Source organism: Rhizobium sp. RU33A, assembly GCF_900156055.1.
In the GTDB taxonomy this organism is placed as follows: Bacteria; Pseudomonadota; Alphaproteobacteria; order Rhizobiales; family Rhizobiaceae; genus Allorhizobium.
In genome coordinates, this window is sequence record NZ_FTMQ01000005.1 from 78,881 (window position 1) to 91,100 (window position 12,220).

The window sequence follows — 12,220 nt, forward strand, 5'->3', positions numbered from 1 at the left end:
GAAAGCCCGGTCCGATCGCTCGGTCCGGGCTTTCCCTTTGCGCGTTCGCGGATCAGCGGACGAGCGCGCGGTAGATCTGTGGCAAGGTGGCTGGAAGGCGGCGAATGTCGGGAACGACGGCATAGCCATGATGGCCAAAGACAGCCGGCACATAGGTTTTAGCGTCCTGATCGACCGTGACGCCGAAGACATGGATGCCACGCCGCCTTGCTTCGCTCACGGCGCGACGTGTGTCTTCAAGCGCAAAACGTCCCTCATAGTGATCGACATCGTTCGGTTTTCCATCGGTCAGGACAAGAAGCAAGTGCTTGCGATTGGGACGCTCGGCAAGCTTGGCCGTCGCGTGACGGAGTGCTGCTCCCATGCGGGTATAGTAACCGGGCTTCAGCGCGGCGATGCGATGGCGCACCAACGCACTCATCGGCTCGTCAAAGTCCTTGATCGTCTCAACGCGCACCCAATCCCGCCGTCTCGACGTGAAGCTCAAGATAGAATGCATGTCGCCACAGGCGGCCAGCCCTTCGGCCAACACCAGAAGCGCCTCCTTCTCGACATCGAGCACCCGGCGGTCGTTGAACCAGGCGTCGGTTGACAGCGAGACGTCGACCAGCAGGGTCACCGCAAGATCATGGGCCTGCGGCCGGCTTGCCAGATGGATACGGTCAGAGCATTCGCCGCTCGCATCAAGCTCGGTCCGGCTGCGCACAACAGCATCGAGATCGAGATCGGCACCGTCCACCTGCGCCCGCAGCATTTCATGGCGCGGACGCATCGCTTCGAACTGGCGCCGAACACGGCGGATCATCGCCTTCATCTTGGATGACTGGACCGGCGCCATGTCTTGTTCGCAGGCCGGACCGGCGAAGACCCGGCAGTGGTCCTTCAGATAGACACCGCGTCTGTAGTCCCATTCCGGATAGGTCAGCTCCGCTTCGATCGCGGAATGGATGAGCGCCTCGGGCGGCAGGTCCAGGTCAAACCGAAATTTCGCGGCAGGCCGGCCCTTGCGTTCACCAAGCACCATCTCGTCAAGTTCGTCAGCGGCAGACGCATCGTGATCGTCACTGTCGTCTGCGGGACGGTCGACATTGACCATTTCGGCCATGGCGAGGATCTTCTCGAAGCGATTGAGGATGAAAGGGCTACGCTCGCCCTTGGCTACGGAATCCTTCTCGCGGATCGCCACATGGCGTCCGGCGGCTTGGGCATCCGCCTGGCTGGAGCCGACGGGCTGATCGACTTCCTGGCGGCCAGCCCATTCTTCTCTAACAACTGTATTGGGCCAGAGCGGCACGGGCAAGATCGGCAAATAGCCCGCAGGCGCCCGGTCCGGCAGGTCATCCCCTGCCGAAAGCGGAGCAAGGCCTGCGCCACAACGCAGGAGATCGATGATGCGGTCTTCCAAAAGGCCTTCCACCCGCGGAAGCGAGCCGCGTCTGCGCTCCCCAAGAAGGGCGCGGCAAAGCCTGCGATAGCGATCGACGAGACCGGGAAAGGTTTTCAGGACATCAGCTTCGAGCGCCGACGCCGCGTCCAGGAGGGCGAGATCGGCCCTGAGGGGATCAGTATCGTTCATTGGTTGAAGCGGCATCACGGCCATGGCGGCAGCGAGCCACACATAGAGGTCGAGATTGAGCGACTGCTCCGGCATGAGGTCGAGGACCGGGGGCAACATCACACTCGCTTCGTCCCGGGCTGGATGGATGAGCTTTTCTTCGCCGAGCCCCATGCGTTGGCGAAACTTCAACCGGTGTTGAGAGGTCTTAGCCCGCGCCGGTACCAGTTGCACCGTCTTCTCGCCGCCGAAGCCACGAAAGCAGACAGAGAGTACCGGAAGCACGTCCTCCAGCAGGACGCCCGCTTCGGGGTAACGCGGCCAGGTACGGGTATCACCGGCAAGCCTGTGCCAGGCGCGCCCGACCGTCTCCTCAAGCTCCAGAAAGTCCAGCATGACATTCTCCTAGCGGATGACCGCCTGTGCCAGTTCGAGGAGTGCAGTACGCACGTCAGGTTCGTCGGTCAGCGGCTCGATCATGGCGGCACGAACGGCGTCGCGTGGCGCAAGACCGGCATCGATGAGGCTCGCGCAGTAAACCAGCAGACGCGTCGAGACGCCCTCCTCCAGGTCATGACCTTTCAGCGCCCGCAGCCGCCGCGCCAGTTCGACCAATGGCTCTACAGCCGTGGCAGGCAGTCCACTTTCTGCCGAGACAACCTCGATCTCCCTTACCTTGGGCAGGAAGTCGAACTCGATGGCGACAAAACGCTGGCGGGTTGAGGGCTTCAACGCTTTGAGGAGGCTTTGATAGCCAGGATTGTAGGAGACGACGAGCATGAAGGCCGGCGGCGCTTCAAGCTCTTCGCCTGTGCGCTCCAGGGGTAGGATGCGCCGGTCGTCGGTGAGCGGGTGGAGCACGACGGCGACATCCTTGCGCGCCTCGACCACCTCGTCGAGATAGCACACACCACCCTCACGGACTGCACGGGTCAGCGGTCCGTCGACCCAGACCGTCTCACCGCCCTTCAGAAGAAAACGGCCGGTGAGATCGGCAGCAGCCAGATCGTCGTGGCAAGAGACGGTGGTCAGCGGCAAGCCGAGTTTTTGCGCCATATGACTGACGAAACGGGTCTTGCCGCAACCTGTCGGTCCTTTGAGGAGAAGCGGCAGTTGCCGCGTCCAGGCTGTCTCGAAGAGAGTGCATTCGTTGCCGGCTGGAGAATAGGCCGGGATTTCAGGCTGAATGTTGCGGGCGATGATATTCATGGTGCTGATCCTCAAAATTGGGGAGAGCCCCGCCGCTTTTAAAACAGCGGGGCCGCTGTTTCACTCGGCAGGCTCGACATAGCCGCCGAAGGCAGGCTCTTTTTCCTTGCCCGGCATCAAAACGGCCCAGACGAACATCAGGGCGGAGACCAGCACCACGGCACCGGAGCCGAGGCGCACCCAGTAGAACAGCGCCAACTGGTCCTGGACTGCCATGTAGCTTTCACCGAGCACGCGCTGCAGATGCACCTGCAGGACACCGGCAAAGGTGAGCGCGAAGGTCATCACCGACATCGCCGTGCACATCATCCAGAAGCTCGCGATCGACAGCCATTGATTATAGGGCTGGCGGCCGCGCAGTTCCGGAATGGCATAGGCCATGATCGCAAGGTTGAGCATGACATAGGCGCCGAAGAAGGCGAGGTGCCCGTGGGCGGCTGTCACCTGTGTGCCGTGGGTGTAGTAGTTCACGGAAGACAGCGTGTGCAGGAACCCCCAGACGCCGGCACCGAAGAAGGCCATGACCGAGCAGCCGATCGACCACAGAAGAGCTGCCTTGTTCGGATGCTTGCGGCCGGCCTTCCAGGTCATCACGAAGGTGAAGATGACCATGGTAAAGAAGGGGGCAACTTCGAGGGTGGAGAAGAGCGAGCCGATCCACTGCCAGTAGCCCGGGGCACCGATCCAGTAATAGTGGTGGCCCGTACCGAGAATGCCCGAAAACAGCGCCAGGCCGATGATGACATAGAGCCACTTCTCGACCACTTCGCGGTCGATGCCGTTGAGTTTGATCATCAAGAAGGCGAGCACCGAGGCCATGATCAGTTCCCAGACGCCTTCGACCCAGAGGTGGACGACATACCACCAGTACATCTTGTCGAGCGCGAGATTGATCGGGTTGTAGAAGGCAAAGAGGAAGAAGATCGCCACCCCCCAGAGGCCGAAGATCAGGATGTTGGTGACGACAGTCTTGCGGCCCTTCAGCGAAGTCATGGTGACGTTGAACAGCAGCATCAATGCGACAATGACGATACCGATCTTGATGATGAAGGGTTGTTCGAGAAACTCGCGGCCTTCATGGATGCCGAAGAGGTAACCGACGACGGCGGCGGCGGCGGCGATCAGAAAGATCCAGAACTGCACGATGGCAAGCTTTGGGCTGTAAAGCTCCGTCTCCGCCTCTTCCGGCAGCAGATAATAGGTCGCGCCCATGAAGCCCATGAGCAACCAGACGATCAGGGCGTTGGTGTGGATCATGCGCACGATGTTGAACGGCAGGAGCTCGGAGAGCGTATTGGGCAGGACGTAGATCGTGCCCGCGACGACCCCGAACAGGACCTGGGCAACGAAGAGGCCAAGCGCGCCGTAGAAATACAGCATCGCGACCTTCTGGCTTTGATATTTCATTTTTTGTCTCCTTGGGTCACGAAGGACTTAGCCCGCCTCGTTTGGCGGCCAGTTCTGCGTCTTGATCTTGCTGGTCCATTCGAGGAAGTCGGCGAGATCGTTGATCTCTTCGTCGGTCAGGTTGAATTGCGGCATCTGGCGACGACCCTCGACACCAGAGGGCTGTGCAGCCATCCAGGAACGAAGCGTCTCGCGTGCACCGTCGCGATCGCCCTCACCACCCCAGCGCGTCCAGACATTGCCGAGTTCGGGCGCGAAATAGGCACCTTCACCCAGGATCGAGTGGCAATTGATACAGGAGTGCTTTTCCCAGATATGCTTGCCGCGCGCGACGCTGTCAGTCAGTGTCGTTTCGTCGGTCGATACCGTGCGGATGTAGTAATGGCTGTGGGCGGTGAGCCCCACAAAAATCGCAAAAAAGAAAATGGAGCCGCCATAGAAGACGTTGCGCGCTCCGGTCTTGGTCAGGCGCTCTGCCATGCCCTTGTCCTTCCGTCTGCCGGGCTAGAGAGGCCCGACCTGGTTTGCCCGCCTCGAAGGCTCCGGCGATCCCCTCGCCGGCTCTGCGGGATGTTCATTTCATAGAGAGTGAGCGGAGTTGTTCTTTGCGCTTCGGCAAGCAAGGGCGCGAATGTTCATCCCAACAGAAGGACCACCAGCGACCGAGAGAGTGCGGCGATCAGAATGATGCTTAGCCAGCAGATGAGCGCGATCCGCATGGGGTGATGCCCGCCCCTGAGTTCGAGGAAGTCGAGAACCACAAGCCGTCCCTTGGCAAAGGCAATCCCAAGAACGGCTGCAATCGGTACGATCGTTGGCCCTGCGAGCGCCGCAACAATTGCGCCGCCAATGGCGAAGGTCATCAGCATGGCGAGCACACCCACCAATTCCTCGTGCTGTCTGCGGGTCATGGGAAGCCTCACGCGAGATAGAGAATGGGAAAGATCACCAACCAGACGAGGTCGATCACGTGCCAGAGCGTGGCGATCAGGATCAGGTTCTCCCGTGCCGGACGCCAGGCGACGAGAAGAAGCGCTATGGCGCCGAAGAAGACATGCAGGAGATGAAAGCCGGTAATGATGAAATAGAGCTCGAAGAAGGTATCGAGCGTCGCATCATGGGCGTAGCGAACCTCACCCCAATATTCGAAGAGCTTGACCGCCACGAAGCAGAAGCCAAGCAGGGCAGCAATGGTTAACGGGCGTTTCACCGCCTGAAGTTCAAGCCGATTTCGCATCGCCACGGCGACGAAGTAGCCGCTGACCAGCAGGATAAGCGTGTTCGCGCCGGCGATCCCCGGCCTCAAATGCAGACGCGCCAGTTCGAAGGCTTGGGCATCAAAGGTAGAGACGACGAGGAAGCCAAGGATCAGGATGCCGAAAGCGATCAGCTCGCTCCACACCAGGATCCAGAGCAGCAGGTGGTCGTCCTTTGCCTCGTCCTGGAGGCTCGTTTGCATAGCCATGGTCAGATCTCCCGTTGGTCGGGATCGGTTCTAGAGAAAAATCCGACGCGCTCTTTGTGGGAGCGCAAAGAAGACTGACGAAAGACAAGGCAGAGTGTTTCCAGAACTGAAGGGCCAGAACTGAAGGGAATGACGGAAATGACGGATGCACAGATCGGCCTTGTCGTTGCGACACCTGTCATCATGGGCTTTGCCCTGATGCTGAAGCGCATGGGCGTACTCCAGGGCGGAGGCACTCTAGCCGCCGTTCTGACTTCGCTTGCCATCGGCGTCATCCTGTTCATCGGCCAATAAGGGAAAAACCATGGAAACGACTGGATCCAGCCTGACGGCCTCCGAGGTCAGGGCGCTTGAGGACAAGCACCGCGATCTTCTCATTCTCTGCTTGAAGCTGGAGGAATTGGCCGCAGACTTTGACACGGGCGAGATTCCACCTGGTGTCCAAAAGGTTGCCAAGCACATCGAACCGTTGGTCGCAGCCGCCCACACTCTGGAAGAGCAAACGTTCTACCCCGACCTTGAGCTGCATGCCGGCTCCTGCTTCGGCTCTCTTCTTCTCGATCAGGTCAAGTCCGAACATCGCGTCGACCGTCGCGCGGCCCGTGAGCTGTCACTCACTTTGGCCGCTGTCGCGCGCAAACGATGCAGACTGAGCCTTCAAACGGTGGCCCATATGCTTCGCGGTTTTCAGGAAGCTGTCCGGCGCCATATCACTGCGGAGCAGATGCTGCTGCAGCAGCTCCTAGACATGGAACCCGAAACGCAGGTGTTCCCGATATGACCCAGGTCGTGCTTGCGCTTGCGGCATTCTTGTTGTTGCATTCGGTGCCTGCCTTACCAACCATCCGGGGAAGGCTGACCGCAGCGCTTGGATTGCGGCTCTACCTTCTGGTCTATTCGACAACATCCGTGGCACTCCTGATTTGGGTCCTGCATGCGGCCTGGAGCACCGAATATGTCGAACTCTGGCAGCCGGATTCCCGGAGCACCCTTGCCAATTTCGTGTTGTCGCCACTCGGGCTCTTCCTGGTCACGGCAGGCCTCGTCAGCCCCAACCCAGCATCTGTCAGTTTCATGAAAGGCACCGTGCCTGGTGCGATAACGGCGATTACGCGCCATCCGGTTTTATGGGGTTTCCTCCTCTGGTCTGTCGGCCATGTCGTGGCTAACGGCGACATGAGATCGCTGCTCGTCTTCGGCGGGCTCGGTCTGTTTTCTGCTGTCGGTATTGGCGTCACGGAAAAGCGCGCAAGGCGCAGGATGGGGGACCACTGGTCACCAATCGAGAGATCAACATCCATATTTCCGTTGAGCGCCCTGTTCTCAGGACGCGCCAAGTTGCGTCTGGATGGACCTCTGGTAGCCGCCCTCGCCGTGACGCTGCTTGTCACATTCTGGCTGCTCGCGGGAGGCCATGCCGCACTGTTTGGCGCAGATCCCATCCTCGCGCTCGACATGTGAGAACGGTTCCATCCGGCAATTCCACACACTCATTGCCCTACATCAAACATCCGCGCGCGGGCGGCTATAACATGAGTAAACAAATCAATTTTTGTGGAGCGGGATGCCCAACAACATGAAACAGGTGAGCAAGACGGATATCACTGAAGCCGACGCGGCAGGCTATGCACCAACTCGTCGCACTTTATGCGCTGGCATCGCAGCGAGCCTTGCCCTCCCTTTTCTCAACACACGGGCACGCGCTGCCCTTGACCACCTCGTCCTCTACGGCCCTCCTGCCGGACCGTCTATCACGCTTGCCTATGCAGTTGGCAAAGGCCTGCTGCGCGATGTCGCCGACAAGGTGGAATTCAGGGTCTGGCGCACGCCAGATGAAATGCGGGCGGGCCTGTCGTCCGGTATGATGCAAGCCTCGGTCATGCCGACAACGACAGCGGCAAATCTCCATACGCGCGGCCTTGGCCTGAAGCTGGCCAGCGTCATGACCAATGGCCTCCTCTATATCGTGTCACGCAACGATAGAATCGCGGCTATCGCCGATCTCGAAGGTCAAACTGTTACCGTACCTTTCCCCAATGACACGCCGGAACTCGTCTTCGATGCGGCCCTTGCCCATCATCGGATGACGGGCAAGGTCAAGGTGGAGCGGGCTGGCACGCCGATCGAAGCCGTGCAGATGCTGCTCGCAGGGCGTATCGACACGGCGCTCCTACCCGAACCGGCAGTTTCTGCCGCCATCTTCAAGGCCAGCACCGGTGGTCAGGCGCTTCACCGCGTCATCGACATGCAGAAGGAATGGGGTACCGTAACCGATACGGCGCCGGTCATGCCCCAGGCAGGTCTCGCCCTGACCCAGAGCTTTCTGGACGATCATCCGGAACAGGCGACCGCGCTTCTTGCGGGACTTGCGCGGGCGGCAGTCGAGGTGAACGCCGACCCGGCAGCGGCTGCAGGCCAGGCCGCATCGGCACTTGAACTGCCCTGGCCTGTGCTGGAGGCGTCGATCCCCTATTCGAACCTCGTCGCCATTGCCGCTTCGGACGCTCGCGGACCGATCGAGACACTGCTCAAAGCCGTGGCGCAGAGCCATCCCGAAATGGTGGGCGGTCGCATGCCGGACGCGTCACTCTATCTGTAAGGCAGGATCATCATGGGCGTGGCTTGTCGTGCGGGAAGGGTCGCGCGCTTTCTCTGGTCCGGCTGGGCGGGTCTTGGCGGCCTTGCCGTCTTTGCCGCAGTTTGGCAGCTCGGAGCCGAAGCCTATGGCAGCTTCGTGTTGCCTGCACCAGCCGAGACGATCCAGACCTTGTTCAAGCTGGCGGCAAATCCCGACAACCGGATGTTGGTGCTATCAACGAGCCTGAGGGCGCTCGCCGGCTTTTCACTCGCCGCCGTGTTTGGAACGATGGCAGGCGTGGTGGCAGGATATCATCCGGCGATCATGCGCCTCGCGCGTCCGCAGGTGACCTTGCTGATCGGCGTCCCGCCGATCGCATGGATCGTCCTTCTGATGATCTGGTTCGGCATGGGGGCAGGAACGGTTATTGCCACCGCAGCTATCGCCGCCTTGCCGCTTGTCTTTATGGGTGCAGCCGAGGGCATCCAGACGCGGGATCGAGCGTTGGAAGACATGGCTCGCATGGCCGGCCTGTCGCCGCTCGTCCGTCTGTTCAAGATATCGCTGCGCCAAACGCTGCACTCCCTATTCCCTTCTCTGGTCATGGCCCTCGGCACGGCCTTCAAGGCAGCCGTCATGGCCGAGCTTCTGGCCAATGCCGACGGCACCGGAGGCGCTCTCGCCAATGCCCGTTCCGCACTCGATGTGGAAACAGCACTTGCCTGGATCCTCCTCTCGGTCATCGCCCTGATCAGCGTCGAATATGGAATTGTTCAGCCACTGCGCGCCGAAGCCGAGGCATGGCGGGAAGCCGCCCAACCCTGGGGCGTACGCCGATGACCCTCCTCCAGCTCAAAGCAGTGGGGCACGTCTATCTCGGCCGCCCCGTTCTCGAACAGGTCACTCTGCAGGTCAGTCAGGGGGAAATGGTCGCGCTGGTCGGACCGTCCGGTTGCGGCAAGAGCACGCTTGCCCAAATCGCCGCCGGGCTGATTATCCCCCGCCACGGCCAAGTCGAGCGAGGCTATGCGCGCTGCGCTTTCGTCTTTCAGGAACCGCGCCTGCTCCCATGGGCGACGGTCGAAGCCAACGTGGCACTCAGCCTATCTGGCCTCCCCGTGGCGCGGTCCGAGCGAAGGGCAAGAATTGCAGCGGCCTGTGATCGCGTATCGCTGGAAGAGAGCGACTGGCAAAAGTTTCCATCGCAGTTGTCGGGTGGCATGCGCCAGCGCACGGCGCTTGCCCGTGCTCTCGTCGCCGACCCCGATTTCCTCTACTTCGACGAGCCCTTCACCGCGCTCGATGCGGCCTTGCGGAAACGGATGCAGGACCTGGTCGTCTCGACTGTCTCAAACAGCGGCAAGGGCGGGCTCTTCATCACCCACGACCTGCATGAAGCGCTGCGGATCTGCCACCGGATCGCGGTTCTCGATCGCCACGGCCAAGGAATACTCGACTGCGTTACCGTCCCCGAGACGCCCGGAAACCGCAGCGAAGAGATGATCTTCGAGACGGCGCGACGGCTCATCTCAGATCATCCGCTGTTTGCTGTCGTGGACGAACATGACGAGCGGAGGCTGGCATGAGTGTGCTTCCAGTCATAAGGATACTTCCCTCGGCTGATCTCGCCAGGGCCATGTCCGCCGAAGGTCTGAGGTTGATATTTCCCCTTGCCGCCTTGCATGCGGCACTGTGGCCGTTTCTCTGGGTGGTCGTTTGGTCTCTCGATCTGCCTTTTGCTTCCTCGTCCCTTCCCGGTCACTGGCACGCGCAGGAAATGCTGGTCGGCTCCTTTGGAGGCGCGCTTTTAGGCTTCCTCACCTCTGCACTGCCAGAATGGACGGACACGCGGCGGATCAGCGGTCGTCCACTCTTCCTGTTTGCGGGCCTCTGGGCCGGCGCACGGGTGCTCGGCTTACTTGCTGTCGAGAACGGCTGGCTGATCGGCCTGATGTTCGATCAGGCCTGGATACTGTTCCTGCTCGCCTATGCGCTGCGCCTGTCCTGGACCAAGAAGAGCACAGATCTCCTGGGCTTCATTCTGTTCGTCACCACCTTTGCTGCGGCTGCGGCCATGCTGCGGATCGCAATGGCCTTTGAACTTTACGATCTGTCTGAAAGTGCAATCAGAATTCTCGGGTTCGCGCTTCTCGGCCTGCTCGGTCTCGCCCTTGCCCGCATCACCGTGCCGGTGACCAACCTGATTCTCGATCCGACAGAAAAGACCTCGCCCTACAGACCGCATCCGGGCCGGATCCATCTCTCGGCGGGATTGGTCATGCTGGTGATCCTGGCAGAGGCAGCCACGCTCTCGGACGCCGTGCGCGGCTATCTGATGATTGCTGCAGGTGCAGCCTTTCTCGACCGGGTCGCCGAGGGCTTTGTCGGTCGCGAAGGCCTTTCCTTCGAACTGGGTGGCCTTTGGCTCTCGAGTGCGCTGGCCGGCACCGGCCTTCTCGTCTGCGGCCTCTCGCTCATTGGCCTGCCTCTGCCCTGGCTGGGCGGACTGCATCTGGCGTTGATGGGGGGTTTGGGTCTTGGTGTGCTCCAGGTTCTCTCGATTGCAGGCCTGCTCCATACCGGTCAACCGCTGCGCTTTTCGAAGACAACCCGGACGGCGATCCAGCTTCTGGTCCTGTCGGTGCTTCTCCGGATCCTCCCGGAATTCGCGCCGTCCCTCTCCCTGCCCTTCGGCGCTTACGGTCTGACCTCTGCGCTGTTTTCGCTCTCATTTCTCCTTTGGGCCAAGGCCTATATTCCTCTGCTCTGGTCACCGGAAACGGTCGATCAGGAAAGGTGCTGACATGACCAGATTTCCAGGCCCGTCCATCCCACAGCGTCTCCTATCTGGAGGCTTCCGCCTGTTCTTTCCGGGCAGCGCGCTTTTGGCCGCCGTCTCCATCGCTATCTGGGTCCCGTGGTTCCTCGGCTTCATGCATGTTCCGACCCTCTTGCCCCCGGTTGCCTGGCACCAGCACGAGCTCCTCTTCGGCTTTGTCCCGGCCGTGATAGCAGGGTTTCTTCTCACCGCCGTGCCGAACTGGACCGGCAGGCCCGGTTTGAAGGGCATACCGCTTCTTGCACTGTTTCTTCTCTGGATCGCCGGGCGGCTGACGATCAGTTTTTCGGAATGGACCGGCATGCTCGGCGCGACACTCGTTGCGCTTTCTTTCCTGCCGGTGCTCGCCATCTTCGTTCTGAAAGAACTTGTCGCTGCCTCGAACCGACGCAACTACAAGATCGTCGCAGTTCTGGCGCTCCTGAGCGCAGCTCAGATGCTTTTCCATTACGAGATCGAGCGCTATGGACGCGTCGAGATGGCCGACCGTCTGGCCGTGGCCGCGATCCTAATCCTCATCTCCCTAGTCGCAGGACGCATCATTCCGGCATTTACCGGCAACTGGCTGAAGGCGAACAATCCGGGACGGCTGCCCCAGAATTTTGCCCGTTTCGATCTTGCCGTGATGATTCTCAGCGGCACGACGCTGGCGATGTGGATCGCCGTAGCGGGTGGCCTGCAAGGTATCCGTCTTCCCACCGGCGTGCTCCTGCTCATCGCCGGGATCGCCCATCTCGTGAGACAGGCCAGGTGGTGCCCCGAGCGCACGCTCCGGGAGCCGCTCGTGACGATCCTGCATGTCGGCTATCTCTTCATACCTTTGGGCTTTCTGCTGACCGGCTTGTCCATGGTGGTGGACCACTCCGGCTTCACCTCGGCAGGCATCCATGCCTGGACGACAGGTGGGGTCGGGGTCGTAACGCTGGCGGTGATGACGCGCGCCACGAGAGGCCATGCGGGCCAGGCTTTGACGTCCCCGCACTCGACAACCTGGCTCATCTATGCACCAATCATCCTCTCGGCACTGCTGAGGATCCTGGTCGCAATTTGGCCGCAGCACACCATGCTGCTGCTGCCGATCGCAGGCCTTGCCTGGATCGTGGCATTCCTGGGTTACGTGGTCTTTTATATGCCGTTGATAGCGCGAAAGGGATAGGAGGGAGCCAT

14 protein-coding genes are annotated in these 12,220 nt (G+C 60.8%); 8 read left to right on the forward strand and 6 right to left on the reverse strand.

Translation table 11 applies throughout. From position 1 onward, the window contains the following. Nucleotides 1-52: 52 nt before the first annotated feature. The 6 genes from BW978_RS17835 to BW978_RS17860 all read right to left on the reverse strand — a co-directional run bounded on the left by BW978_RS17835 (nt 53) and on the right by BW978_RS17860 (nt 5,636). Nucleotides 53-1,951 carry a nitric oxide reductase activation protein NorD gene (locus BW978_RS17835; RefSeq protein ID WP_076397185.1) on the reverse strand — a complete coding sequence of 633 codons (1,899 nt, stop codon included), beginning with the start codon at nt 1,949-1,951 and terminating at the stop codon, nt 53-55. 9 nt (nt 1,952-1,960) lie between these two features. Then, the gene (locus tag BW978_RS17840) at nt 1,961-2,764 is read right to left on the reverse strand and encodes a CbbQ/NirQ/NorQ/GpvN family protein (protein WP_076397186.1); all 804 of its coding nucleotides are present in this window, start codon (nt 2,762-2,764) and stop codon (nt 1,961-1,963) included. Nucleotides 2,765-2,824: 60 nt separating this feature from the next. Next, nucleotides 2,825-4,171 carry a nitric-oxide reductase large subunit gene (locus BW978_RS17845; protein ID WP_076397187.1) on the reverse strand — a complete coding sequence of 449 codons (1,347 nt, stop codon included), beginning with the start codon at nt 4,169-4,171 and terminating at the stop codon, nt 2,825-2,827. 27 nt (nt 4,172-4,198) lie between these two features. After that, nucleotides 4,199-4,651, reverse strand: a complete 453-nt coding sequence (locus BW978_RS17850) for a c-type cytochrome (protein WP_076397188.1) — start codon at nt 4,649-4,651, stop codon at nt 4,199-4,201. 155 nt (nt 4,652-4,806) lie between these two features. Next, nucleotides 4,807-5,082: a cytochrome C oxidase subunit IV family protein gene (locus tag BW978_RS17855; RefSeq protein WP_076397189.1), complete on the reverse strand. Its 276-nt coding sequence runs from the start codon at nt 5,080-5,082 to the stop codon at nt 4,807-4,809. 8 nt (nt 5,083-5,090) lie between these two features. Beyond that, entirely contained in the window at nt 5,091-5,636 is a 546-nt protein-coding gene (locus tag BW978_RS17860; RefSeq protein ID WP_076397190.1) for a cytochrome c oxidase subunit 3, read from the reverse strand. 138 nt (nt 5,637-5,774) lie between these two features. Here BW978_RS17860 and BW978_RS23615 point away from each other — a divergent pair, with 138 nt between their 5' ends. The 8 genes from BW978_RS23615 (at nt 5,775) to BW978_RS17895 (ending at nt 12,209) form a co-directional block, all read left to right on the forward strand. Then, nucleotides 5,775-5,930, forward strand: a complete 156-nt coding sequence (locus tag BW978_RS23615; protein WP_165222442.1) for a hypothetical protein — start codon at nt 5,775-5,777, stop codon at nt 5,928-5,930. Nucleotides 5,931-5,940: 10 nt separating this feature from the next. After that, nucleotides 5,941-6,417: a hemerythrin domain-containing protein gene (locus BW978_RS17865; protein WP_076397191.1), complete on the forward strand. Its 477-nt coding sequence runs from the start codon at nt 5,941-5,943 to the stop codon at nt 6,415-6,417. Beyond that, nucleotides 6,414-7,097, forward strand: coding sequence for an NnrU family protein (locus tag BW978_RS17870; RefSeq protein ID WP_076397192.1), 684 nt, complete (start codon nt 6,414-6,416; stop codon nt 7,095-7,097). Before BW978_RS17865 ends, BW978_RS17870 begins: the two co-directional genes overlap by 4 nt. A 115-nt stretch (nt 7,098-7,212) precedes the next feature. Next, a complete protein-coding gene (locus tag BW978_RS17875) occupies nt 7,213-8,235 on the forward strand; it encodes an ABC transporter substrate-binding protein (protein WP_076397388.1) in 1,023 nt (340 codons plus the stop codon). A 12-nt stretch (nt 8,236-8,247) separates the two neighbouring features. Continuing rightward, nucleotides 8,248-9,054 carry an ABC transporter permease gene (locus BW978_RS17880; RefSeq protein WP_076397193.1) on the forward strand — a complete coding sequence of 269 codons (807 nt, stop codon included), beginning with the start codon at nt 8,248-8,250 and terminating at the stop codon, nt 9,052-9,054. Beyond that, nucleotides 9,051-9,800, forward strand: a complete 750-nt coding sequence (locus BW978_RS17885) for an ABC transporter ATP-binding protein (protein WP_076397194.1) — start codon at nt 9,051-9,053, stop codon at nt 9,798-9,800. The genes BW978_RS17880 and BW978_RS17885 overlap by 4 nt, the downstream gene beginning before the upstream one ends. Continuing rightward, nucleotides 9,797-11,017: an NnrS family protein gene (locus BW978_RS17890; RefSeq protein WP_083697630.1), complete on the forward strand. Its 1,221-nt coding sequence runs from the start codon at nt 9,797-9,799 to the stop codon at nt 11,015-11,017. The genes BW978_RS17885 and BW978_RS17890 overlap by 4 nt, the downstream gene beginning before the upstream one ends. A gap of 1 nt (nt 11,018) precedes the next feature. After that, on the forward strand, nt 11,019-12,209 hold the full coding sequence (locus BW978_RS17895) for an NnrS family protein (RefSeq protein WP_076397196.1): 1,191 nt from the start codon (nt 11,019-11,021) through the stop codon (nt 12,207-12,209). The last annotated feature ends 11 nt before the right edge of the window (nt 12,210-12,220 follow it).